This is a genomic window from Sphingobacterium sp. G1-14 (genome assembly GCF_002196555.1).
In the GTDB taxonomy this organism is placed as follows: Bacteria; Bacteroidota; Bacteroidia; order Sphingobacteriales; family Sphingobacteriaceae; genus Sphingobacterium; species Sphingobacterium siyangense.
On record NZ_CP021381.1, the window covers coordinates 1671319 to 1694960 of the forward strand.

Annotated in this window: 24 protein-coding genes; 17 read left to right on the top strand and 7 right to left on the bottom strand. The window is 39.2% G+C overall.

The window, feature by feature from the left end:
* Window positions 1-151: 151 nt before the first annotated feature.
* The 3 genes from CBM24_RS06945 to CBM24_RS06955 are packed head-to-tail and all read left to right on the top strand — an operon-like array spanning window position 152 to window position 3488.
* Window positions 152-685: an RNA polymerase sigma-70 factor gene (locus CBM24_RS06945; protein ID WP_075991645.1), complete on the top strand. Its 534-nt coding sequence runs from the start codon at window positions 152-154 to the stop codon at window positions 683-685.
* Window positions 682-1650, top strand: a complete 969-nt coding sequence (locus CBM24_RS06950; RefSeq protein ID WP_088160653.1) for a FecR family protein — start codon at window positions 682-684, stop codon at window positions 1648-1650. The genes CBM24_RS06945 and CBM24_RS06950 overlap by 4 nt, the downstream gene beginning before the upstream one ends.
* Window positions 1651-1697: 47 nt before the next feature.
* Entirely contained in the window at window positions 1698-3488 is a 1791-nt protein-coding gene (locus CBM24_RS06955) for a carboxypeptidase-like regulatory domain-containing protein (RefSeq protein WP_145327596.1), read from the top strand.
* Window positions 3489-3615: 127 nt separating this feature from the next.
* Here CBM24_RS06955 and CBM24_RS06960 read toward each other — a convergent pair whose 3' ends face one another.
* The 3 genes from CBM24_RS06960 to CBM24_RS06970 form a co-directional block, all read right to left on the bottom strand.
* Complete coding sequence (locus CBM24_RS06960) at window positions 3616-4065, bottom strand: KTSC domain-containing protein (RefSeq protein ID WP_088160655.1); 450 nt, start codon at window positions 4063-4065, stop codon at window positions 3616-3618.
* A 55-nt stretch (window positions 4066-4120) separates the two neighbouring features.
* The gene (locus CBM24_RS06965) at window positions 4121-4342 is read right to left on the bottom strand and encodes a VF530 family DNA-binding protein (RefSeq protein WP_046674232.1); all 222 of its coding nucleotides are present in this window, start codon (window positions 4340-4342) and stop codon (window positions 4121-4123) included.
* An 82-nt stretch (window positions 4343-4424) separates the two neighbouring features.
* Window positions 4425-4943: an NADPH-dependent FMN reductase gene (locus tag CBM24_RS06970; RefSeq protein WP_075991649.1), complete on the bottom strand. Its 519-nt coding sequence runs from the start codon at window positions 4941-4943 to the stop codon at window positions 4425-4427.
* A 215-nt stretch (window positions 4944-5158) separates the two neighbouring features.
* Here CBM24_RS06970 and CBM24_RS06975 point away from each other — a divergent pair, with 215 nt between their 5' ends.
* The 8 genes from CBM24_RS06975 (at window position 5159) to CBM24_RS07010 (ending at window position 15234) form a co-directional block, all read left to right on the top strand.
* Window positions 5159-5716, top strand: a complete 558-nt coding sequence (locus CBM24_RS06975) for an RNA polymerase sigma factor (protein ID WP_075991650.1) — start codon at window positions 5159-5161, stop codon at window positions 5714-5716.
* Window positions 5717-5903: 187 nt separating this feature from the next.
* Window positions 5904-7004: a FecR family protein gene (locus CBM24_RS06980; RefSeq protein ID WP_075991651.1), complete on the top strand. Its 1101-nt coding sequence runs from the start codon at window positions 5904-5906 to the stop codon at window positions 7002-7004.
* Between the two features lie 103 nt (window positions 7005-7107).
* On the top strand, window positions 7108-10449 hold the full coding sequence (locus tag CBM24_RS06985) for a SusC/RagA family TonB-linked outer membrane protein (RefSeq protein WP_232475711.1): 3342 nt from the start codon (window positions 7108-7110) through the stop codon (window positions 10447-10449).
* Between the two features lie 12 nt (window positions 10450-10461).
* Entirely contained in the window at window positions 10462-12057 is a 1596-nt protein-coding gene (locus tag CBM24_RS06990; RefSeq protein ID WP_088160656.1) for a SusD/RagB family nutrient-binding outer membrane lipoprotein, read from the top strand.
* A gap of 68 nt (window positions 12058-12125) precedes the next feature.
* Window positions 12126-12608, top strand: coding sequence for a hypothetical protein (locus CBM24_RS06995; protein ID WP_075991653.1), 483 nt, complete (start codon window positions 12126-12128; stop codon window positions 12606-12608).
* Between the two features lie 227 nt (window positions 12609-12835).
* Complete coding sequence (locus CBM24_RS07000) at window positions 12836-13393, top strand: RNA polymerase sigma factor (RefSeq protein WP_075991654.1); 558 nt, start codon at window positions 12836-12838, stop codon at window positions 13391-13393.
* The gene (locus CBM24_RS07005; RefSeq protein ID WP_088160658.1) at window positions 13383-14204 is read left to right on the top strand and encodes a hypothetical protein; all 822 of its coding nucleotides are present in this window, start codon (window positions 13383-13385) and stop codon (window positions 14202-14204) included. The genes CBM24_RS07000 and CBM24_RS07005 overlap by 11 nt, the downstream gene beginning before the upstream one ends.
* 97 nt (window positions 14205-14301) lie before the next feature.
* Window positions 14302-15234 carry a DUF4097 family beta strand repeat-containing protein gene (locus CBM24_RS07010; RefSeq protein WP_088160659.1) on the top strand — a complete coding sequence of 311 codons (933 nt, stop codon included), beginning with the start codon at window positions 14302-14304 and terminating at the stop codon, window positions 15232-15234.
* 53 nt (window positions 15235-15287) lie between these two features.
* Here CBM24_RS07010 and CBM24_RS07015 read toward each other — a convergent pair whose 3' ends face one another.
* From CBM24_RS07015 to CBM24_RS07025, 3 genes are all read right to left on the bottom strand, one after another.
* Window positions 15288-15989, bottom strand: coding sequence for a class I SAM-dependent methyltransferase (locus tag CBM24_RS07015; protein WP_088163483.1), 702 nt, complete (start codon window positions 15987-15989; stop codon window positions 15288-15290).
* Entirely contained in the window at window positions 15982-17163 is a 1182-nt protein-coding gene (pncB, locus tag CBM24_RS07020) for a nicotinate phosphoribosyltransferase (protein ID WP_088160660.1), read from the bottom strand. Before pncB ends, CBM24_RS07015 begins: the two co-directional genes overlap by 8 nt.
* Before the next feature lie 160 nt (window positions 17164-17323).
* On the bottom strand, window positions 17324-18823 hold the full coding sequence (locus CBM24_RS07025; protein WP_088160661.1) for a DUF6600 domain-containing protein: 1500 nt from the start codon (window positions 18821-18823) through the stop codon (window positions 17324-17326).
* Window positions 18824-19079: 256 nt separating this feature from the next.
* On the opposite strand from CBM24_RS07025, the gene CBM24_RS07030 reads away from it, so the two are divergent.
* From CBM24_RS07030 to CBM24_RS07055, 6 genes are all read left to right on the top strand, one after another.
* Window positions 19080-19838 carry an MlaE family ABC transporter permease gene (locus tag CBM24_RS07030; protein ID WP_075991659.1) on the top strand — a complete coding sequence of 253 codons (759 nt, stop codon included), beginning with the start codon at window positions 19080-19082 and terminating at the stop codon, window positions 19836-19838.
* Window positions 19839-19844: 6 nt separating this feature from the next.
* Complete coding sequence (locus tag CBM24_RS07035) at window positions 19845-20618, top strand: ABC transporter ATP-binding protein (protein WP_088160662.1); 774 nt, start codon at window positions 19845-19847, stop codon at window positions 20616-20618.
* Window positions 20619-20623: 5 nt separating this feature from the next.
* Window positions 20624-21628 (top strand): MlaD family protein, encoded by a 1005-nt coding sequence (locus tag CBM24_RS07040; RefSeq protein ID WP_070567326.1) that lies wholly within the window; start codon window positions 20624-20626, stop codon window positions 21626-21628.
* A gap of 141 nt (window positions 21629-21769) precedes the next feature.
* Window positions 21770-22471: an RluA family pseudouridine synthase gene (locus CBM24_RS07045; protein ID WP_070567324.1), complete on the top strand. Its 702-nt coding sequence runs from the start codon at window positions 21770-21772 to the stop codon at window positions 22469-22471.
* A gap of 27 nt (window positions 22472-22498) precedes the next feature.
* Complete coding sequence (locus CBM24_RS07050) at window positions 22499-22762, top strand: hypothetical protein (protein WP_070567322.1); 264 nt, start codon at window positions 22499-22501, stop codon at window positions 22760-22762.
* Window positions 22763-22871: 109 nt separating this feature from the next.
* A complete protein-coding gene (locus CBM24_RS07055) occupies window positions 22872-23222 on the top strand; it encodes a DUF983 domain-containing protein (RefSeq protein WP_232475712.1) in 351 nt (116 codons plus the stop codon).
* A gap of 20 nt (window positions 23223-23242) precedes the next feature.
* Here CBM24_RS07055 and CBM24_RS07060 read toward each other — a convergent pair whose 3' ends face one another.
* Window positions 23243-23533: a DUF4286 family protein gene (locus CBM24_RS07060; protein ID WP_070567317.1), complete on the bottom strand. Its 291-nt coding sequence runs from the start codon at window positions 23531-23533 to the stop codon at window positions 23243-23245.
* Window positions 23534-23642: the final 109 nt, after the last annotated feature.

Below are 23642 nucleotides of genomic sequence, written 5' to 3' on the forward strand. Positions count from 1 at the left end.
TTACGAATAGGTATAAATAAGGGATTTGAAATTATATGGCGGATGTATCGAAGTTGATATTAAAAAAAGTGAAAAATTTGTAAGGGTAATAGTCTATTGGGGTGTCTTACTAATAAAGTGGATTATTTAAACAATAAGACAGATTTGATCAATGTCGGAAAATAAAGAAAAGAATTTTGAGCAGCTTTTTCGGGCGCACTACAAAGAGTTACATCGTTATGCCTACCGGTATCTAGGCGATAGTGATGTGGCGGAAGAGGTTGTGCAACAGGTGTTTTTGCGGCTTTGGGAACGCGATTGGGAGGAGCAGATACATACTTCATTAAAAGCGTATTTATATCGGGCTATTTATAATGAAAGTATGAATGTGCTGAAAAAAGAGCAACGTAAGCTAAAATATCAATCCCACGAACTGCATAGGCAGGATTTTGTACCTGCGGTTGATGAAAGTACGCGGGATTTGGACGAAAAGCTACAGGTCGCATTGGCGGAATTACCTGAAAAAAGCCGTACGGTCTTTGAGTTAAGCCGTTTTCAGGAAATGAAATATAAGGATATCGCAGTAACCCTGGATCTGTCGATTAAAACTGTTGAGGGACATATGAGCAAGGCACTGAAGCATTTGCGTATCGAACTTATGGATTATTTAACATTGATTATTTGCTTTCTTATCTATACGCTATGAATAAGGAACTGTTAGAAAGATATATCATTGGCGAGACCAATGAAATAGAGAATATCATGATACACGATTGGTTAGAAGAAGACGCTAACAATAAGGAGGAGTACATAAAAATGAAAAAAATGTGGGATAGTTTGCCCAAACCCCTGGATGTTCCTGATGTGAACGTAGATAAGGCTTGGGCTGACTTCAAAGTTGTGCGAGATAAAAGAGCGGCAGAAGCTGCGGTAATCCCCCAAAAAAAGACTTCTGTAATTCAATGGAGCTGGTGGTTAGCAGCAAGTATCTTGGTCTTTTGTGCTGTAGGATTCTATGTGTTTGATCAATCTCATCGTGAGGAAATGTTTCTTTCGAGTATGGAGCAAGTGCGCCAAGATTCCCTACCTGATGGTTCGGTAGTTACCTTAAATAAAAATACGGAGCTGGCTTATTCAAGCAGGTGGACCAATAATAATAGAAATGTGGCATTGAAAAGAGGGGAAGTGTTTTTCCAGGTCCACAAGGATAAAAAACATCCCTTTGTCATTGAGACAGGGAAAACCAAAATTACGGTATTGGGCACCAGCTTTAATGTGCGCCGAACATCAGATGCGACGGAAGTTATTGTTGCTACAGGATTGGTTAAAGTCGGTTATGCAAAAAAGGAAGTCTTTTTGCGACCACAACAAATGATTACAATCCGGGATAGTGATACAATAAAAGTAGGAAAGGAACCTGTCAAGGATCAGTTTTATAAATATTATGTGGATCGTGTGTTTGATTTTGAGAATACCCCATTGCAGCGTGTTGTTGAGCTGCTAAATCAAGCTTATGCGTATAAGATTATTATTGACCATCCTGCTGATCAGAAATTATTATTGACAGCAAAATTCGAACAAAATAGTTTAACTGAAATTTTGAAAGTCATTTCTAGCACATTTGGATTAAACGTAAATGTGAAAGACAGCGAGATTCATCTGACGAGGTGAGCCAACAGATAGATATATTTTCAGAACAAAATTGTATAGAAAACAACATGATACTATTTTTTATAAAGAGGGTAGAGCTTTATCTCTTAATTTTAATGCTGTGTTCGTTCCATTTGGGAAGGGCACAGCAAAAGCTCGCTGCAACGATTCAAATACCAGCCTTTCCAGAGACTACTGTAGGTGAAGTTTTTCGTTTGTTGAAGGAGCAGCAGGATGTATTGTTCTCCTTTAATGGAAATATCCTACAGACAGACAGTGTGATTCATACTAAAGCCTTCAAAGGGAATTTGTATGATTATCTGGATCGGATTTTGGGCAAGGAATATAGTTTTAAAGAACTTGGACGGCATATTATTATTCAATATACACCTCAGCGGATGTCGGTGGAGTTTGAAGTGAAGACACCTCATAAAAACAAAGTTGTTATAGCGGGGTATATCAAAAATATTCGGACTAATAATCCGATTTCCAATGCCAGTATCTTTGATCGAAGTGCTTTATTGTCTACGTTGACGGACCGAAATGGCTACTTTGAGCTGGACGTAAAGAAAAAAAGTAATCTCATTGCAGTGAACGTTAGTAAGGAGGCTTTTCGGGACACCAGTGTTATGGTGATTTTTCCGATAGAAGCGCAAATTGGCGATAAGAAGAAGCGTGAATATGGCTATTTTGAAGGGTATGAAGAAGATCATGGTCTTTATCGATCTTTTTGGGGACGGGTATTTCTGTCTCCTGCCCAAAAGATCCAAAGTATGAATTTGGGCGGGATGTTTTTGTATAGCCCATACCAAATTTCGATGACACCGGGATTAAGTACACATGGTTTTATACAATCGCAAATTGTGAATAAATTTTCCATAAACATTATTGGTGGATCTACTGCGGGGGTAAAAGGTATTGAGCTTGGTGGCGTATTTAATATTAATCAATATGATATGCAAGGCTTGCAAATGGGCGGTGTTTTCAATGCCGTTGGGGGAAGTGTGCGTGGTGTACAACTTGCCGGTGTAGGAAACCGTGTGTTCGGAGAAATGAAAGGTTTGCAAGTGGCAGGCGTCTTCAATGGTGTAGGAGAAAATGTAAGTGGGGTACAGATCGCCGGTGTGGGAAACCATGTTTCCGGGGAAGTGAAAGGTCTGCAAATAGCGGGTGTTTTTAACAAAGCGGATACGGTTAGAGGTGTTCAAATCGCTGGTGTTGTAAATTTAGCCAATGAGGCTCCAGGAACGACACAGCTTGCTAGCATACTTAACAATAGCGAATCGACTGTTGGAAGTCAATTAGCAGGCATCGCTAATAAAGCTAAAAAAGTAAGCGGAGTTCAGGTGGCAGGTATCGTTAATATTGCCGATAGTAGTGATTATCCCATTGGTCTGCTTAATTTTATTAAAAATGGTGAGCAGAGTCTTTCAGTAGCGGTCAATGAGGATAGCTATCTCGGATTACAATTTCGTTCAGGTGGTCGTGTACTCTATAGTATATTATCGATCAATAGGGCACTCGATGGCAACAGACCGGATAAATATGCCTTTGAAGCAGGTTTAGGTGCAGTATTGATCAATAGGACCAAGTTTAGTCTGCGTACGGAAATAGCTACACGTAATTATCTGACAGAGAAATTTAAAAGCCTGGATAATCATCAGTCCTCGCTGCGGGTAATTCCGGCGTTTAAACTAAGTGAGCGCATGTCTATATTTGTGGCTCCCAGCTTGAACTATGCGGAAAGAGACGAGAATTCAATTTATGGTGGTAGTACATTGTGGAAAGCTTGGCGGAGAGACCGTACCCGAAATACGTTTTATGGAGGTGGAATGGCAGGTCTTATGCTAAAATTATAAAACTAAAAACTATTTGGCAATAGCATTGTTCTATAGATAGCTTTTAAACATTTAACATTTTACGTAAACGCCCTATATCAATCTGATAGAGGGCGTTTATCTTTGTATAGCTGAGAAAGAACAGTGTTTAAGCAACTGTCGCAGTCTTTAATACATTGCGGTAAGGATAAGAATGGAAGATGTGTCTACGGGCAAATCGACCTAAAGAATCTGCGTTGACAAATTTAATATAGTCATTCCGCTGAACACCGAAATATTCATATTGACTGCCGTCATGAAAAGTGACTGTCAATATTTGTGCTTTCCAGTCAATATCCTGAATGCCAGAATTGGTAATTGTCTCCGTGTAGATCGGCAACTGTTGCTCTAATGTTTCTGGACAGATGCTTACCAGGAAATGGTAGGCTTCAATCATTTCCACACTTTTTTGCTCTGCAGCCAAACGACCTTCTTCATCATTGACAAATTTATCTGGATGACATTCTTTCATGATTGTCCGGTAGGTAGATTTTAGGGTTTTAAGATCCACAGATTTCTCTACGTTAAGTAACTTCCGGTAGTCGGCAATTTTTTTCATGGCGGCAAAGATATGCTTAATAATCAGATTATTCGTTATGAAATATGAAAAAAACTTATTTCTTCAACAAGGTTTTTACATAGAGCTGTTCGACCTTCTCTCTAGCCCAAGGTGTTTTCCTTAAGAAAGTTAGGGAGGATTTGACGCTCGGATTCTCATTGAAGCAACGGATGGATATGCGTTGTCCCAACTCTTCCCAACCATAATACTCCACTAAATATTCAATGATCGTGTCGAGCCTTTTTCCGTGTAATGGATTATTAATTTGTTCTTGCATGTCGTAAAGATAATAATCTTCAAATTATGGATTGCGCTAATTTTTATGGTTTGGATGAAAATGGAGCTGAACCTAGTGTGTATTAATCTTCTTTAAGTTGTGTTGCCAGCTTTTCTAGTTCTAAATTGAGCTGTTCGTCCCAAATTGCCCCAGTGGCATCCAGTTTCCCTTTGACTCCTTGTATCAGCAGATTTCGTTTTTCATCAATTTGAGCGCCCAGTCCCTGCAGGATACGTTGTAGTTCGATATGCGCTGTTTCGCCTTGCGCAGCAGCGGTAATGATACTAACGGGTTTATCGGTGAAAACCGTGGTTGCGGCGCACCATTCAAGTAGATTTTTTAATCCACTGGGTACACTGAAAATATATTCAGGGCTACTGATCAATACCAAATCGGCATCGTTGATTACCTGACGAAGTGCAATAATTTCGATTGGTGGATGGGTCTGGCTTTCTTCAGGATCAAAATGAGGCAGTTCTTTAAGACGGTCAAATAGCGTGAAATGGATATTGGCACTAATCTCCTGTTGGAGGTGACTTACAATATGATGATTGGATGAATGTGCACTGGCGCTACCTACAATGGCAAAAATAGTTTTCATGTGAGTTTAAATCTAGTCAACGGCTGTATACTGCTGTTGTGTTTTTACTTTTTATATCCTTAATGAAGGAACTAAATTACAATATTCAATTCAAACGATTTACTTTGTTCTTCGCTTCAATGTAATTTTTCGTTTCTTTCTCCTTTTACCGATTAAGTTTATACTTTTGGAACTGAGGACTTATTATTGGCTTTTTTCGGATTATATGCTTTATTATGAGAAATAAAATGGGGTACCGCTTATTGTGGGAACGTATTCGTACAGGAGACGAGACGGCTTTCTTTGATCTATACGCGGCGCTCTATCAAGAGCTTGTCAATTTTGGAATACGCACTTGTGGCGACAGTGACTTGGCAAGTGAAGCAACCGATCAGGTATTTGTTAAAATTTGGGAGAAAAGAGAACAGCTAGATCGGGTAGAAAATGTACAGTCCTATCTCATTACTTTTTTAAAAAGACGTATTCTGCGTCTACTGGAGAAACAACATAAAATCAATACAGCCCTTCAAAATGTGAAAGCTGAAGATGATTGGGTGGAGATGCCCTATGAGGAGTTTGTCATCAAAGTACAGACGAATGAAATTATACAGATCCGTTTGAAGGAGGCGCTGGAGAAGTTGTCTTTTCGTCAGAAACAGCTGGTGAATCTGAAGTTTTTTGAGGGCTATTCCTATGAAAAAATAGCTGAAACTACGCAGATGTCCGTGAAAACTGCCTACAATACACTTTATGATGCTTTAAAGATTCTGAGGGAGGAATTAAAAGATATCTAAGTTTTGTGTCTGGCTTTTTATTTTAAGCCTTCAATAATAACATGCTCGTACGATGTTTGCAAAAGTAGGTGTGTTGATATTTTTTATTTAAAATAATTGATTGATTTTCAGTTGATTGAAAAATAATTTAAATTTTCCTTAGGAAAAAGCCATGCTTTAGGGCACTATAGAGTAAATACCCAAAAGAATGAGCCAAAAAGATTATAAACAGTTAGAAGATTTTTTGATTGATGATACTTTTCAGAAGTATTGTTCGGGAGAAGATAAAAACTGTATTCTATACTGGCAACAATATAGCCTGAATCATCCAGAACAAGCGGAGACGATTCTGAAAGCCAAACGCCTATTTCAACTCTTGGTTGGTAACCGTAGACCTGTGAATGAGCAATTGGAAAAATTGAAGACAGATCTGCAGAATGCTCCAGTAGAACATCGCGTGTCCTATCGGTTTAACTGGCCTAAATGGGCAGCCATTGCCGCTGTATTTGTCGCTTTGGTATCGGGTGGTATCTGGTATTATGCTCAACCAGGCAAAGTTGATACGACATTACCAATAAGCGCAATTGGCCAGGTCTATCAAACAAAAAATGGTGAAAAAAAGACCTTCGAATTAAGTGACGGAAGTACAGTGACATTAAACTCTGCTAGTAAACTGGAGTTATCGGCAGATTTCAATCAGGAATTGCGTGTGGTGCGGCTTGCGGGTGAAGGTTATTTTCAGGTGGCCAAGAATAAGGAAAAACCTTTTGTGGTACAAGCATCTGATTTTGATATCAAGGTCCTGGGAACAACATTTAATGTGAAGAGTTATTCCGATGAACCTACAGCAGAAGCACTGCTTGTAGAAGGTTCGATTGAAATGACGAGCAAAGGACAGCGTGAAAATTCTGTGGTCATCAAGCCGAATCAAAAAATCACGATCTTTAAGAATCAAGCTGAAATAGCAGTCGCTCGTAAAACCAATAAACCAACCGCGAGCAAATTACCGATTAAGGAGATTGCCATAGAGAACATCCCTACAATAGAATCCAATACAGCTGAAATACCAGATATTGCATGGCGTGAAAATAGATTAGAAATCGTGGACCAAGATTTTGAATCGCTTCGCCGGACATTAGAACGCTGGTATGATGTGGATATCCAAATCCAAAATGATCAATTAAAACAATACCGTTTTACGGCAACTTTTAGTAGGGAGAATATTGCTCAGGTACTGAGTGCTTTACAGAGCGTTGAACCTTTTAAATTTAATGTATATGGGAGAAAAATAACTATATCAGAAAAGTAAAAAGGATGGTGGACCAACACCATCCTTCATTGAAAAAATGATTAACCAAAAGCAGCAACATTGGGGCGTGCTGCTTAATATTAATTTTAACCAACACTAAAATATGATTAAAAATTGCTTATTGCAAATGCGCAATGGATATATTGTGCATTTTAGATTCATTATCCGGATGAAACTAGCCTTAATTATGACTACGTGTGCTGTTATGAATGTTTCGGCAAATGTATTTTCCCAACAAAAAGTCTCCTTGGATGTCCAAAAAACAAAACTGAGCAAGGTACTTAAAATGATCGAAGAGCAAAGTGATTATTACTTTGTTTATAATTCGACGAATGAAAATTTAAATAAAGAAGTGTCAGTCAATGCGAATAATACCAAGGTATTGGATGTGTTGGCTAAGCTTTTCAATAAAAGTGGATTGGTTTATTCCGTTTCTAAGGAAGGTCTTGTGGTTGTCAGTCAACAGCAGCAGGTGGCTGTCGCAGGTGTCGTCACTGACGATAAAGGCAATCCCTTAGCTGGTGCTACGGTACGTGTTAAGGGAACCGCGGTAGGACGTGCAACAGATATCAATGGACGCTTTATGATCGATGCGGCAACGGGAAACACCTTAATTATTTCTTTTGCAGGTTACACTTCGCAAGAAGTGGCCGTAACCAAAGAGGGTGATCTGAAAATTGTTTTATTGGAAGATAATCGGATGCTCAATGAGGTCGTTGTGACGGCATTGGGTATGAAGAAAGAGAAGCGCTCATTGGGGTATTCTGTTACGCAGGTTGCCGGTGAATCGCTAACCACAGCCCGTGAAAATAATGTGATGAATTCACTCGTAGGAAAGGTGGCCGGGTTGGATATCAGTTCTACTTCTGGCGGTGCCGGAGCTGCGTCCAATGTGACCATCCGCGGGGTATCGAGTTTGAATCAGACAAATCAACCATTATACGTAATTAACGGTATTCCTATGGAAAGTAAGCCGGTAGGTATCGGAAACGCCAATTCCAAAGGAAACTCAGGGAGCCAATGGGATAATGCACCCGATCTTGGCGATGCAATCGGCAATATCAACCCAGACGATATTGAAAGTATTTCGGTATTGAAAGGTGCTGCAGCATCTGCATTATATGGTTCAAGAGCCAAGGCAGGGGTTATCCTTATTACAACAAAATCAGGAAAAGGCAATTCGATCGATTTTAATAGTAACCTTGTTGCCGAGCAAATTATAGACAACACGAATTGGCAAACAGTCTATGGTCAGGGGGCAAACGGTGAGAAGCCAACGACCCAAGCAGGCGCAGCCCAAGTGGGAGGTTCAAGCTGGGGAGCTAAATTAGATGGAACACCCGTCGTACAATTCGATGGCGCATCAAGACCTTATTCATTACAAAAGGGAAATTTAGATCGGTTTTACCGCACTGGTTCGACATGGACTAATACATTAGCGTTAAATAAATCATTTGATGGTGGCTCTATTCGTCTGTCAGGGACAGATGTCAATAACAGATCTGTTGTTCCAAATTCGGGACTGAAAAGACAGTCGTTCAATTTGGTTGGACTTTTTGAGCCACTCAAAGGTTTGACGATTGATGCACGCTATAATATGATTCTGGAGCAAGTCAAAAATCGTCCAATGGTTTCTGACGGTGCTGGAAATGCCAATTACAACGTCATGTTTTTGCCAACGAGCATCAATGTAAACGATTTGAAGCCATGGAAAGATGACAATGGAAAAGAAATCCTTTATAATTCGGGGAATGTGTATGCAACCAACCCTTGGTTTGCAGCAAATGAGTTTATCAATAATACGAACCGGGATCGTTCGATCGCTTCCGTAACAGCAAAGTATACCATGGGTAATGGTTTGTTTGTTCAGGGAAGGGCAGGAAGAGATGGTTATACCGATCATTATAAGAATGTTGTTCCTTCTGGCACCGGCTATTATGAGAATGGTAAAATTGCAGAGCAAGAAACTAAATTTGCAGATATTAATGCCGATGTTTTGGTCGGTAAGTCATTCACTTTCGGAGATTATACCCTTACACCTAATCTTGGTGCGAGTTACCGAAATACTAAAATCAGACAGACGACCAATTTAGGTACCGACTTCGCGATATTTGGTGTGTATAATATTTTGAACGCAAAAAATAAGTCGGTAGCGTATCTCGAAAGTGAATCGGAGACACAGTCTACTTATGGTACCTTAGAATTTGCTTATAAAGATATAGCTTATTTGACTGGTAGTTTACGCTCTGACTGGTTTTCTACCTTAGCCACACCTGGAGTAGATAATAAATTAAACTCTGTTTATCCCGCAATCTCGGGTTCATTTATCTTTTCAGAATATCTAAAACCATCATGGTTGAGTTTTGGAAAGTTGAGAGCAGGTTTTGCTCAGGTAGGACAGGCAACAGATCCTTATCAAACCTTGTTAACCTATAATTTTAGAAGTGAGGTACTTAACGGACAACCTTTAGGGGTTATTAACAATGTGAATATTCCGAACTCTTCTTTAAAAGCTTCTACAGCAACAGAGTTGGAAATCGGAACGGAGTTGCGTCTTTTTAATAATCGTGTAAATTTGGATCTAACATGGTATAACAAAAAGTCGAAAGATGAGATTTCCTTTATCACAACGCCTTCCGCAAGCGGATATGCCGGTGCCGTACTCAATGCCGGTAAAATGCAAAATAAGGGATTTGAAGCATTGATTTCAGCCACAGTTGTCAAAACGGAAGATTTTAAATGGGTATCCTCATTGAATGGTTCTTACAACGACAATAAAGTGATTTCATTGGCTGAAGGAATGGACGAGCAGACGGTAGCGACTTCGCGTTCGGGTGTAGGTTACTTAATGAATAAAGTTGGTATGCCTGCTTTTCAGATCATGGCTTTCGATTATAAATACGATAGTAATGGTGAGATCGTAAAATTGGCCGATGGTTCTCCTGACCGGGGTGAGTTAAAGTCCTACGGTTCGGCAATGAATAAATGGTTTGCTGGCTGGAATAATGAGTTTAGCTACAAAAGGTTCAATTTTTCTTTCTTGGTTGATGGAAAATGGGGAGGAAAGCTTTTCTCGGGAACAGATTACTACGGTTATATTTTTGGATTACATCAGGAAACTGTGGCTGATCGTGAAAGCTTGGGCAGAACAGCTTCTACTTATTATACCAATACGGCAAATAATGTATCTAAGATATTTGTAAACAGCGCTGATTTTGTAAAATTGAGACAGGTCGTTATGGGCTATACTTTCCCATCCAATCTATTTAATAACAAAGTTAAGTCGATTACAGTAAGTGCTGTAGCGCGCAATCTCTGGACGATCATGAAGAAAACAAATAACATAGATCCAGAGTCGAGCTATAATGCAACTTTCCCGGGCCTAGAGCTTGGAGGTGTACCAGCTGTACGTACTTACGGTGTTAATTTAAGTGTTAAATTCTAATTGCAAACAATCATGAAAAGATATATTAAACCGGTAGTTATTAGTTTAATGGCAGCGACGTTATTTATGGAAAGTAGCTGTACAAAAGATTTTGATAAGATAAATACAGATCCAGTTGCTTATGGTAAAGAAAATTGGGATCCAAATTATACATTGAGCTCTGCACAATTATTTTATACAGGAAGTTTTGATTTTGCATACGATACATGGCGTGGAAATCTAATTTACTCGTCGACAATGATGCAGGGTCTATCGACTGTAGTGAGTTATTGGGCCGGCGATAAATATATGCTGAATGAAAGCTATACCGCGGCGTATTGGGGTACGGGTACAGTTGGGGCCTATATTGAGCAGGTTCGTAATATTGTGGATGTGGTTGAGTTTACAAAAGACAAACCAAAATATGCAAATCTGTACAATGTCGCACGTATTTGGAAAGCTTTAATTTTTGCTCGCTTAACTGATTTGTATGGTGATGTTCCCTATTCGGAGGCGGGACTGGGTTTTTATACCAAAGTTTATAAACCGAAGTATGATAAGCAGCAGGACATCTATAACGATTTGCTAAAGGAGCTTGAAACGGCTACTGCAGCATTAAAGGATGATGGTGATAAAGTCACTGGTGATGTTATTTATAAAGGTGATATTGCGAAATGGCGCAAATTTGGCAATTCTCTGCTCTTACGAACAGCGATGCGTTTGGTTAAAGTAGACGAATCTAAAGCGAAGGAATATGTACAGAAGGCTGTGGGTAAGACAATGGACAGTAATGCCGACAATGCATTTATTTTACACGATGAATCAGGATCTAGGGTTACTCAGAATAGAAATAGCCAGGTTTTATTGGGCGATGGTGGCCAAGAGAATTATTATGTAAAATGGTCTAAAACATTTATTGACTATCTAAAAAGCAATAATGATCCGAGGTTGCAAAAGGTTGCTGTTACAAAACTATATTTATCGGAAAAGGACAAAACACAGAACGGGAGTTTTATCACAGATCCAACCAAGCAAAAGGGGATGCCGAATGGAAAAGATTTGGGATCAAATGCACAGTATAACATTAGTAGCGACCCAAGTTACACGACATTTGCAGAATATTCTTCGCCCAATCCTAATATGATCAAGCGGACCGGTGCGACATTTATTTTGACCTACGGTGAATCCGAGTTGCTTTTGGCTGAGGCTGCCCAACGTTGGGGAGTAGGTGGTAGTGCAGGCGATCATTATAAAAAAGGTGTGAAGGCAAGCATTACCTATCTGAATCAGTATGATGGTTCTTTGACAATAAGTGATGCAGATGCTGAGACTTATTTGGCTGCGAATCCATATAATGCTGCTGATGCCTTAAAACAGATCAATACCCAATACTGGGCACATACGATAACGATGATGGATTTTTATGAAACTTGGAGCAACTGGCGCAGAAGTGGGTATCCGGCGTTAACTCCTGTGAATTATCCAGGAAATGCTACTTCGGGGACTATTCCTAGAAGATTCCCTTATCCTTCTACTGAAGCGGCTATCAATGGCGAAAACTACAGAGCAGCTTCAGCCGCAGTACCTGGCGGAGATAAGTTGTCTGGTCGAGTTTGGTGGGATAAATAATTACAATGGTTTGTTTTTGATTGAGGCTGAACTTTCGTAGTTTGGCCTCTTTAAACCTTTTATAAAATATGATAAACCTAAAAAATCAACTGCTATTTGCGATTGCGATTTCCTGTCTTGTTTTTTCATGTAAAAATACTACCGAAAAGAAAGATGTGGATGCCGTAAAAGCCAAGTCCTTGACCGGTACCTATAAGCTTATTGAAAGCAAAACAATCAAAGGGAAAGATACGGTAACTGCTTTTACGGACACGAGCAAAACCGAAATGTTTAAAATGTTCAATGATGACCATTTTTCCTTTTTTAACCACGATAAGGAAAAAGGTAAAGGTAAAGAACCGCTGTTTGTCGCAGGTGGGGGGACCTATTCTTTTGATGGTGTCAACTATCAAGAAAGATTACAATATTGTTCAATGCGCGATTGGGAAAGTAATAAGTTTGATTTTCAACTTACTTTAAAAGGAGATACATTGGTTCAGACAGGTGAGGAAAACTTACCTGAATTGGGAGTTAAACATACCATTGTGGAGACCTATCTAAAAGTTAAATAATCGATAATCTTATACCTGGAGTTTTAAAATCCTTATTAAGTTTATTTTATTAATGCAGACACTCAAGTTCATTCTTGAGTGTTTTTTGTTGAAAGGAGGCCCTTTAATGGGCTTTTGTGCATTTTTAGAATTATTTTAGAAAAAAAATAAAATTATATTGCAACATTTTCAGCAGAGCCCCGACTACATAGTAGAAACATAAGAATTAACAGTATTAATTTTAGAACGTGCAAAATCAGCTTAGCGATAAAGATTTATTAGCGATGTGCCAAACGGGCAATGAGTCTGGATTTGCACAGCTCTATCATCGGTATGCAAAAAAGATTTTTAATTCTATTTATCGGATTTTGTCCAATCAGGAAGAAAGTGAAGATATTTTACAGGAAACCTTTGTTGACTTTTTTTCAAGATCAGATAAATGGCATTTAGTTCTCAGTGTGGAAGCCTGGTTGAGAAGGATGGGGGTGAATAAGGCAATCTCACTGTTACGGAAGAATAAGCAATATTTTACGCCGGTGGATGATTTGGAAATCAAGGATGATGGCGAAGACGAATTGCTGGAAAAAGAATGGCGTGAATGTCGTTTGACAGATTTAGAGCATGTGATCGATCAATTGACAGGCGTACCTAAGATGGTTGTTAATCTTTACCTGTTTGAAAACATGAGCCATGATGAGGTTGCGGAAACATTGGGGATGACAGCGGTTGCTGTACGTAGTCAATATCACCGTGCTAAAAAGAAAATTTACGAAGAATTGAAGGAAAGGTATAATTATGCGGGATAATTTAAAAGATTTTGTGAACGCTAATCGGGAGGCATTTGATCAGAGAGAACCTTCGGCTGACTTATGGAATAAAATAAGACCACAAGTAGTTCCTCCTGTTCAGGAAAGAAAGATTAAGCCTTTATGGACGTGGGCTAGTATTGCGGCAGCAGCCCTGTTAGTTGGGACAGCAACTTTTATTGCTTTTAATCAACAACGAGCAATAGAAGTAGAAAAGCCTGTGGCTGCGGTACATCCTATTACTGTTCCGGAAAAAGAAGACAATGCAAAAGCAGTTGATGCTGAGGTGATGGGAATTCATACTGATAGCCAAGAGGCTTCAGCTCCCGTTAAGGCAATCGCCGGTATCGAAAGCAAAGGAAAACAATTGGCAAAAGCAAGCGTATCGGAAACTGCTCATCGTGAAATGGAAGAGAAAATGGATTACGTTCAGATGCTTCAGGATTCGAGTTCCGCAAGCACGCGTTTAAGTGCTGTCTTGGCGATGAAAGATGGGGGTAAGTTAGACCGGAATAGTGTGGGAGCTTTGGAAAAGACAGCAGTGTCAGATCAAAGTAGTAATGTCCGCATGGCTGCAATCGAAACCATATTAAGTGGACTTAGTCCAGAAGAACGTCAGCAGAAAGTTCAGGACTTCTTTGTGGAGCAAAATGACCCCACTTTACAAATGGAACTGATGCAAATGATGGCTCAACAGGAGGATCCGACGATGAAAGCAACAACAAAAGAAAAGTTAAATGAAATTGTGGAAGATCCATTTACCCTGAAATTTGTGAAGGAGCAAGCATATGCGGTATTATTAAATCAATAATAGGATATATTAAGGTAGAAGTCAGATTGTGTAGGTTAATCTATGAAAAAGCTTAAAATGCATTATTTGACAAATAATGAAGATAAATTAAAACGAAATGAAAAAGATAAGGATAATGATGATTGGGGTCGCACTGATCTTTGCAAGTGTATTGCAGGCCCAAGTAAATGAAACTGGAGAAAGTGTGGCTGCGCCAAAACCTCCTAATCCTCCTAAAAAGGCTAGAGCGGTTTCAGGAGTTGTTGTTAGTAATACTAATAATTTTACATACAGTTCTGCCGGATTCGGCCGTAAAAAGGGACCGAAAAACTGGAAAGAAATTAAAGTGCCCAACTTGGGGAATAAACTTTTACTAAAATTGGATAATGTTTATATTGAAGGTTATAAGGGAAACGATGTGCTGATTACAGCCAAGGTAGAGGAAAGTGAAGAAAATGACCGTGCAAAAGGCCTACGTGTGATCAATGGCTCGGGATTATCGGATAATTCAGGACTTGGTATGAACATCAAAACAGAAGGTGGAGTGACTGAAATAAGTATGGTTGGGATGCCCTTAGAAGATTCTATTCGTATCAAGATACCAATGGATTTACCTGTGACGATCAAAGGAGGGCGTGGGGCTATGTTTAATGCTGGAGTTATCGAATTAAAAGATATCCGGGCTGAGGTTGAAGTTGCTAGTACGATAGGCGACGTGAATTTATTGAATGTTACCGGGCCGATCAATGTAAAGGTTTCACAGGGAGATGTTACAGCCAAATTTGTTCAACCTGTCAAAGGACCGATTTCTTTAGTCGCTGCCATGGGCGCTGTAGATGTTGCCTTCCCAAAGAATTTCGGCGCTAATGTGGATGTAAAATCTGCTATGGGGAATATCTATGCTGCGGACGAATTTCAATTCGAAAAACCTGCCGAGGAAGCCAAATCAACTCCGATGGGTAACGCCGTGAAAGGCAAAATGAATGGTGGTGGACAGGATGTTATTTTAAAAACATCCATGGGAGATATCTATATAAGAACACAGAAATAATATATATAATAACATAGAAATAATAAAAAAAATAGCCTGTTATAAACAACAGGCTATTTTTTTAGTTCCATGCGGACGAGGTATTGATCATTCTCATCTTCATACAAAATTTGGACAACCCAACCCAGTTCGTGCGAAATTTTGATCAATAAATCCTGGTCTAAATAGAGCCATTTGAAAAGATTTCCTCGAGTCCCTTTGTACTCATACTGGTATTGAATTTCCCCAAAATAATGCGCTGGTTTTTTGATGTTGTAATCTTTGTACAAATAACTGATGTCTGAAGAGTCAAAAATCAGTTGGCCATTTTCAGTCAGTAACTCTTTACTATGCTGTAATAGTTTTCGAAAACCATCTACGTCACCGGCAAGACCTATTCCGTTCATTAAAAACAATAGCGTATCATATTTTTGGCCTTCGAATTTATAGAAATCTTCGCAGATAATATGTTGTACCCCGCGTTGTTGCATAATATGGCAAGCGGTTTGCGAGAGTTCCAGTGCATCTACTTCAAAACCTTTTTCTTGGAGATACAGGCTATGGCTGCCAACTCCTGCTCCAACATCCAGTACACGTCCATCACATAAGGATAGTCCAATAAATTCCAGTTCAGGAAAATCATCGGGTTCCCGAAAGAAAATCTCAACGGGCATTTCATCTTGGTCGCCATAACTTGTATTGAGTATTAAAGGGAACTTTTCTTCTTGATGTACAAAGTAATCATCTAAGGCCTCACCGTATACATCTCTATGCATTGTCATCATCAATCATTAATACTTTTTTTGCAATATATATGGAGTCCTCATCTCCTGTATGTTTCATTGGTTCGTCAGATAGCTTAATGACCGGGGTCCATTGATCATCTTCTGGTAAAGCGTCAGTCATCTTAATGACGATATTCATGGGTTTGAGTCCCACATCATTGGTGAAATTGGTGCCAACGCCAAAGGAATGCAATATTTTTCCCTCACAGTAGCTCGCGATTCTTTCGACCTTCTCATAGTCTAGGCCATCCGAGAATATGATTGTCTTTGAGAGGGGATTGATTCCATTTTTATTATAGTGTGCAATAACCTTATCTGTAAATTCAAGCGGGTCGCCGCTATCGTGGCGGACTCCATCAAATAATTTGGTTAACTTTTTGTCAAATTGCTGAAAGAAAACTTCCGTAGTATAGGTGTCCGATAGTGCTATTCCGAGGTCACCTCGGTAGACATCAGACCAATGTTCAAGACCAAGTAGATTGGCCATTTTATAACCGTATTTGGCGGCGTGAAACATAAACCATTCATGGGCGTGTGTGCCAATTGGTTTCGTCTCATATTTCATTGCCAAATGTACATTGCTGGTACCTATAAATGTTTTTTCGCCATATTGCTTCAGTGTGCGAACGACCATATCATGGACTTCATAAGAATGACGTCTGCGGGTGCCAAAATCAGCAATTGTGATATTGAGTTTTTTATATTTTTCGATTTTATCTTTGGCTGTGGCGATTACTTCTGCATCCGAGGCACGTTGTAGACCTTGGGATTCATAAAAAAGTTCACATATGAGCGACATCAACGGAACCTCCCAAAGAATAGTACGGTACCAGTACCCTTCGATAATGACTTCAAGGTCGGGGCCATCCTGGAATATTTTGATCTCTTCGGGATCGTAGCGATAACCTTGAAGAAAGTCAAAATAGGTTGGGTCTATATAAGGACATGTTCTGGCAAAAAATGCCTTTTCTGCTTTTGTTAACTTCAAATTAGCCATCTCATTGACGGCTTCCTTCAGGAGCACGTCAAAACCATCGGGAAATTTATGATGTCCCCGGTTAATAAAATGATAACGTGCCTTGGCCTTTGGAAACAACTTAACCACAGCATGCTGCATGGTGAATTTGTAAAAGTCATTATCTAATATAGAGGTAAATGAAGCCATCTTTATCGATCTGTTTTTTTGTTTGAAGCGGTAAATTTACTAATTAACGTGAAAATGTATGGATTGTTCATGATAAATATAAAAAGACATGCATATAAAAGGCGGATAAAATTTTTCATTTTACCCGCCAGATATGAATTATTATTTTACTCGGCTGTCATTATCTTGTTCTAGATCTTTCTGATCCTTGTGAAGAACGTCCAGAGTTACGTTCACCGGAGCTTTCTGAAGACCTTGATCGCGATACGGACGATGAATTGTCTGTATTTGATCTACTTCTTGTGTTTTCGTAGCTCCGATTTTGAGTTGGTTGCGATACCGGTTGGCTCGAACGGGTTCTGCTGCCATCATAATTTCCATTTCGTTGTGGCGTTGTTGTCGGTTGAACTACTCGTGGAGGCACAGTTTGATTAGAGCTGCTTGCATTTGACCGCGAACGTGAATTATAATCTGTGTTTCTATTGTAGTCTGTACTTCTGCCGTTTACAACACCATTATTATCAACGGAGCCATTTTGTCTATTTCTACTGGTAGATGTAGGGTTGTTATTGTTTGAAGCATCCGATTGGCGACCTGATCGTGTTCTAAAATCATAGTTATTCGAATTAGGTTGTGTACCGTTCGTATTTCTATTTACAGTTCCATTGTCGCTGCTTCTCGTATTATTATTTGAACTACGACTCGAGCCACCGCTGTTGGCATCATTACGAGACCTTACAGAAGCATTTCCACTGTTATCGATATATAACTCACGACTTCCTGATCTTGAATCGATGTTGTCTCGATTGCTGATAACACGATTGGTACGATCTGAAATCTCACTATTGTTATTACGTGTTCGGGTAGATGCATCCACGACATTTGTAGGACGTGCAGAAGATCTTGTATTACGGTCTACATTTGGACGGTACATACTGATTTCATTACTACGATTGCTGCTACTGCGGGCAGATCCAGGTCGATCGGCATTTGCAATTCTATTAACTGTTACGCTTCTTCCTGTCGAACGTTCGATGTCAGATCTTCGAGGGCCACCAACATAATAGTTGTTGTTAATTATCGTTGTATTGTTGATAATGGTGGTTCTGTTATAGATATTATTGTAATTTCTTCGATTAACATAATATCTATCCATATCCCTATTCATAAAGTGATTGACTCCCACAAATGTCCAAAAGTTCATTGGAATATTAACAGATACATTTATACTCATGCCCGGGCCCATTGGTGCCCAACCGTAGTAGTCGTTACTTTGACGCCAATTTACCCATGCTGGCCCCCATTCATAGTCAGGAACCCATCCCCATCCATAACGGTCATTGTAGTTCCAGCGACCATAGTGAAATGGAGCCCAACCCCAGTCATAGTTGGATACCCAGGTATTACCATAGTCGGTCATTGTCCAATAACCATTGGTTGCATAAGGCTGGAAGTTCGGGCCAACGTCCGGAATCCAGACATAACCATAATTGGGATCATTAACCCATTGTCCGTAAGGGGAGAGTTGATCATAGAACATCTGGAACGAAACTCCAGCATTGTTATAATTGTTATAACCATTATATCCACCCCGTTGGGCCATCGAAGTCGCGCAACTTGAAAAAGAAGCGATACCTATAAAACCAAGTACCCAATATTTTATGTTGCCTAAATTTTTCATGACTGTAATATTTAAAAGTGTGACAAAACTCTATTGTATTGTCTTTGTTATTATGACAGCATAACGTATAAAATGGTTTAATCGGTACACTGGAAATCTGATTTTTTTTATATAAAAGTCAAATTGATGATCTTTTTACATAAACGACAATTTTAGATACATATTTTTTATTTACCTTTACCGCTCGAATTGCTACGTGTTTGTTCAGCATAAGACGTGTTTTATGACACATTAATTTGAAATAGACATCATTTAAATGGCTAAAAAACTTCAGACTTTTTTTCTAGAATTCGCAAACATTCACCGTTTTTTGCTACGGTTTTGGCGCGAATTGGTAACTCCACCATATGAATTTAAAGAAATTGTCCGCCAGTGCTATGAAATAGGCTACAAATCTTTGCCTTTGATCAGTTTAACGGGGTTTATTGTTGGATTTGTCTTTACAAAACAATCGCGTCCTTCTTTGGAAGAATTCGGGGCGACTTCGATGTTGCCTTCGCTTATTTCGATTGCTATTGTTCGTGCTCTTGCACCGCTGGTGACAGCTTTAATAGCTTCGGGTAAAGTGGGCTCGCAAATCGGTGCGGAACTAAGTTCGATGAATGTCACGGAGCAAATCGATGCCATGGAAGTTTCGGGAACTAATCCATATAAGTATCTTATTGTAAGTAGAATATTAGCTACAACTATTGGGATTCCTGTACTATGTTTTTATGTAGCGGGTATAGGTCTTTTAGGCGGTTACCTAAGTATGATGAGTAAAGACGACTTAAGCTTTTTGAGTTTTTTTACGCAAGTATTTGAGACGATAGCATTTAAGGATTTAGGTGCTATGGTTTTGCGTGCGGTTATATTTGGTTTTACTATTGGAGCTGTAAGTTGTTATTGCGGTTATTTTTCTTCAAAGGGGACTGAAGGTGTGGGTAAGGCAGCCAATGCTGCCGTTGTAGCTTCGATGTTCCTTGTATTTATTGAGGAAATAATTATTGTTCAAGTTTTATCGTTCTTTGGATAGCGAGCTATGGAAAAGATTAAATCAACCATCGACCATTCGAAGCCGGTCATTGAAATAAGGGATGTTAGCAAGTCTTTCGGTGATAATCACGTCCTACGTGGTGTCAACCTGGATTTATATAAAGAAGAAAATCTCGTTGTGCTTGGACGTTCTGGAACGGGGAAATCAGTGTTGATCAAATTGATTTCTGGTTTATTAAGACCGGATGAGGGGACGATCAATGTTTTGGGAGAGTCAGTTCTTGAATTAAATGATCGCGAACTGCGTGAATTACGCTTAAAAATAGGGTTTTCTTTTCAGAATAGTGCGCTTTATGATAGTATGACTGTGCGCGAAAATTTGGAATTTCCATTGGTTCGAAATAAACGGAACTTAACACGTTCGGAGATCAACTACGCTGTAGAAGAGGTTTTGGATGGAGTAGGGCTTTCGCAAGCTATCAGTCAGATGCCATCGGAGTTGTCGGGTGGACAACGTAAACGAATTGGTATTGCGCGCACACTGATTCTTAGACCTGAAATCATGATGTACGATGAACCAACAGCAGGACTAGATCCGATCACTTGTTTGGAGATTAATGGATTGATTAATGAGGTTCAGGAGAGGTATAAAACAGCATCAATTATTATTACGCATGATTTAGCTTGTGCGAAAGAGGTGGGAGACCGTATTGTAATGTTGTTGGATGGCAAGTTTGAAAGACAGGGGTCTTTTGAAGAGATTTTTGATACAGATGACGCACGTGTAAGAGCGTTTTATAATTATAATTTTATTCTATAATATACATGAGTAAGGCAGAAAATAAAAGAGCAATCATTGTCGGTATTTTTGTTTTTTTAGGCGTATTGATTCTTTTAGCGGGTATTTTTATTTTGGGTAGCCAGCAAAAGAAATTTACTAGAAATATCGAAATTACGACTTCATTTCCCGATGTCGCTGGATTGAAAGTGGGGAGTAATGTGTGGTTTTCTGGGGTTAAGGTAGGGATCATTAAGAATATACATTTTAAAAGCGTGCAGGATGTTGAGGTGGTATTGACAATCGAGGAGAAATCTGCTGAATATATTCGTAAAGATGCTGTAACAAAATTGGGCTCGGACGGTTTGATTGGTAACAAGATCGTAGTGATTTCTGGAGGGTCGCAAAATGCGCCAACAGTGGAGACAGGTGATTTCTTGCGTTCGGCGAAGACTGCGGACATGGAAGCAATGATGGAAACATTGCAGGTAAATAATGAAAACTTAGCAAAGATTACGACTGACTTTGTAGAAATATCACGTGGATTGGCGGACGGAAAAGGAATGGTTGGAGCGATGTTGACCGATACTTCTATGGTTAATACATTGCGTGCTACATTATTGTCAATCAGTGCTGCAATGAATAATGCGAATAAAGCATCTGCTAATTTGGTTACCTTGACAAACTCTTTAAATAGCAATAAGGGCTTGATTCATGATTTAACGACTGATACCGCTATATTCTCTAACCTGCGTCAGTCTGCAGCGCAGTTGCAAGGAGTTTCTCAGACAGCAAATGCATTGATAAACAATTTGAATAATGCTTCAAGTCGATTGAATGATAAAGATAATGCGGTGGGTGTGTTATTGAATGACCCGGCATCGGCAAATCAAATTAAATCGGCAATCAATAATTTAAATTCGAGCACATCCAAACTGGACGAGAATATGGAGGCATTGCAGCATAATTTCTTGTTGCGTGGTTTCTTTAAAAAGAAGATGAAGGAGGATGCGAAAAAAGCTGAGTTGCTTAAAGCGGACACTGCAAAGTAAGTTGTGTTAAAAAAGAACATAAGGAAAGGCTGTACGCTTGCGTAGGGCCTTTTTTAATAAATAATAGCGTCATTATGGGATCCAACTCAACAGGTCTTAGCACTGTATAGTATTTGGATAACCCTTTTATATTTGAAAGAAATGAATCACAGCGAAATAACCGATAAAGACGTCATTTACGAAGACAATCATCTCATCGCTATAAATAAGAAAGCCGGGGATATTGTGCAGGTGGATGAAACAGGAGACCTATCTTTAGAAGATATGGTGAAAGTATATTTGAAAAAGAAATATGATAAGCCAAATGAAGCATTTGTTGGTGTTATTCATCGATTAGATAGACCTGTTAGTGGTATGATTTTGTTCGCCAAAACAAGCAAGGCGCTAGAGCGAATGAATAAATTTTTTCAGGATAGACATGTGAAAAAGACCTATTTGGCAATCGTTAGACAGCGTCCGCGAAAAACTGAGGGGAAACTTATCAATTGGTTGGTTCGGAATAGACAAACAAGGGTAACAAAGGCCTTTCCACGCGAGGTGAAAGGCGGAAGTTATGCCGAGTTGGATTATACATTGGTGGGTGAGTTGAATGGATTCTATTTGCTGCGCGTAGAGCCTTTAACAGGTCGTACACATCAGATTCGTGCGCAACTTGCAGCGATGGGATGTCCTATTGTTGGTGATAATAAGTATGGATATCCAAGAGGCAGTTCTTTGGGCAGTATTTGTTTACATTCTCGTTCATTGACCTTTACGCATCCAATAAAAAAGGATAAGATGGAATTGATCGCTTCTTTGCCGAAAGATGGCTTTTGGGATAAATTTGAATCTTTGGCACGCTAATCGTTAAAATTTCAGTACCTTTGTGCTATGAAATGGTTTAAATATTTACTCCTAATATTTACCTTAAGCTGCTCGGCTGTGTCTGTTTCGTACGGACAGTGTGCGATGTGTACATTGAACGCTGAGAATTCTACGAAGGAAGGAAATATGCAAGGAAGAGGTCTGAATGACGGTATTTTGTTTCTATTGGTAATACCTTATCTAGCCGCGGCGGGCCTTGGTTATTTATGGTATAAAAAATACCGCAAGAAGAACCCCGTAACAAAGAAATTTTTAAACGAAATAAAATAGATTCTTAATGCCCACATCCAAATTCCATGCAATGATACATTCCAAATGTCCGAAGTGTCATATTGGTAATGTATTTGTAGGAAAGGTATACAGTTTACATAAGCAGCATATGAATGATACTTGCCCTTATTGTGGTGTCAAGTACGAGGTTGAGCCGGGGTATTTCTATGCTGCCATGTATGTGAGTTATGCTTTGTCTGTCGCTGAGATTGTTACTGTATCTGTTGCTATCGCAATTTTGACAGGAAGCGAGTCTCCTTGGTCTTATCTGATTGGTCTAGCTGTAACCATTTTGGTCTTCGCACCTTTTAATTTTAGATATGCCCGTTTGATTTTACTTCATTTTTTAACGCCAAAAATCAGTTATGATCCGCGCTATGAATTGGCGGCAGAGATAGGTGAAAAGAATAATAAGAACTTTGAAGAAGATGGTAACGATATTAATGAAATAAAAAAATAAAAGAGCTCCACAGAGCTCTTTTATTTTTTTAGATACTTCATGGTACTGTCGAAAAGGAACACCTTGTCTTTATATACTTCCGAAATGAGTTGTTGTAATGGAATTAGATGCACTTGCTGAAAATCTGCTATATGGTCTTCTGTAGGGAGTATAACTTGAATGCAGTAGGTCATACCTTCGTGTGGAGACTGTAGCATTTCCAGAAAATGCACTTGAAATTTTTGGGATTGCACGATATTATCCTGAATCCATGAAACGACCTCTTGATGGATTGTTTCTTCTGCTATAACGGAGACATTGTATAAAAACATATGCAAAAATACGCTATTTTTCTGCGATAAAAAAGATTCTAAAGGACAGAACCGAGATAAGTTTGAATATTACATTTAATTACTATATCTTGTAAAAATAAGGTTGCAT

Excerpts from the sequence above, each read along its gene's own strand:
- CBM24_RS07035 (WP_088160662.1), top strand. The coding sequence starts at position 19,845 with ATGGAAAAGATTAAATCAACCATCGACCATTCGAAGCCGGTCATTGAA.
- CBM24_RS06970 (WP_075991649.1), bottom strand. The coding sequence starts at position 4,943 with ATGAAAACTATTTTTGCCATTGTAGGTAGCGCCAGTGCACATTCATCC.
- CBM24_RS07040 (WP_070567326.1), top strand. The coding sequence starts at position 20,624 with ATGAGTAAGGCAGAAAATAAAAGAGCAATCATTGTCGGTATTTTTGTT.
- CBM24_RS07005 (WP_088160658.1), top strand. The coding sequence starts at position 13,383 with ATGCGGGATAATTTAAAAGATTTTGTGAACGCTAATCGGGAGGCATTT.
- CBM24_RS07025 (WP_088160661.1), bottom strand. The coding sequence starts at position 18,823 with ATGAAAAATTTAGGCAACATAAAATATTGGGTACTTGGTTTTATAGGT.
- CBM24_RS07010 (WP_088160659.1), top strand. The coding sequence starts at position 14,302 with ATGAAAAAGATAAGGATAATGATGATTGGGGTCGCACTGATCTTTGCA.
- CBM24_RS06965 (WP_046674232.1), bottom strand. The coding sequence starts at position 4,342 with ATGCAAGAACAAATTAATAATCCATTACACGGAAAAAGGCTCGACACG.
- CBM24_RS06995 (WP_075991653.1), top strand. The coding sequence starts at position 12,126 with ATGATAAACCTAAAAAATCAACTGCTATTTGCGATTGCGATTTCCTGT.
- CBM24_RS06985 (WP_232475711.1), top strand. The coding sequence starts at position 7,108 with ATGATTAAAAATTGCTTATTGCAAATGCGCAATGGATATATTGTGCAT.
- CBM24_RS07050 (WP_070567322.1), top strand. The coding sequence starts at position 22,499 with ATGAAATGGTTTAAATATTTACTCCTAATATTTACCTTAAGCTGCTCG.
- CBM24_RS06950 (WP_088160653.1), top strand. The coding sequence starts at position 682 with ATGAATAAGGAACTGTTAGAAAGATATATCATTGGCGAGACCAATGAA.
- CBM24_RS06980 (WP_075991651.1), top strand. The coding sequence starts at position 5,904 with ATGAGCCAAAAAGATTATAAACAGTTAGAAGATTTTTTGATTGATGAT.
- CBM24_RS07060 (WP_070567317.1), bottom strand. The coding sequence starts at position 23,533 with ATGTTTTTATACAATGTCTCCGTTATAGCAGAAGAAACAATCCATCAA.
- CBM24_RS06955 (WP_145327596.1), top strand. The coding sequence starts at position 1,698 with ATGATACTATTTTTTATAAAGAGGGTAGAGCTTTATCTCTTAATTTTA.
- CBM24_RS07030 (WP_075991659.1), top strand. The coding sequence starts at position 19,080 with ATGGCTAAAAAACTTCAGACTTTTTTTCTAGAATTCGCAAACATTCAC.
- CBM24_RS06990 (WP_088160656.1), top strand. The coding sequence starts at position 10,462 with ATGAAAAGATATATTAAACCGGTAGTTATTAGTTTAATGGCAGCGACG.
- CBM24_RS07015 (WP_088163483.1), bottom strand. The coding sequence starts at position 15,989 with ATGCATAGAGATGTATACGGTGAGGCCTTAGATGATTACTTTGTACAT.
- CBM24_RS06960 (WP_088160655.1), bottom strand. The coding sequence starts at position 4,065 with ATGAAAAAAATTGCCGACTACCGGAAGTTACTTAACGTAGAGAAATCT.
- CBM24_RS07045 (WP_070567324.1), top strand. The coding sequence starts at position 21,770 with ATGAATCACAGCGAAATAACCGATAAAGACGTCATTTACGAAGACAAT.
- CBM24_RS06945 (WP_075991645.1), top strand. The coding sequence starts at position 152 with ATGTCGGAAAATAAAGAAAAGAATTTTGAGCAGCTTTTTCGGGCGCAC.
- CBM24_RS06975 (WP_075991650.1), top strand. The coding sequence starts at position 5,159 with ATGAGAAATAAAATGGGGTACCGCTTATTGTGGGAACGTATTCGTACA.
- pncB (WP_088160660.1), bottom strand. The coding sequence starts at position 17,163 with ATGGCTTCATTTACCTCTATATTAGATAATGACTTTTACAAATTCACC.
- CBM24_RS07055 (WP_232475712.1), top strand. The coding sequence starts at position 22,872 with ATGAATGATACTTGCCCTTATTGTGGTGTCAAGTACGAGGTTGAGCCG.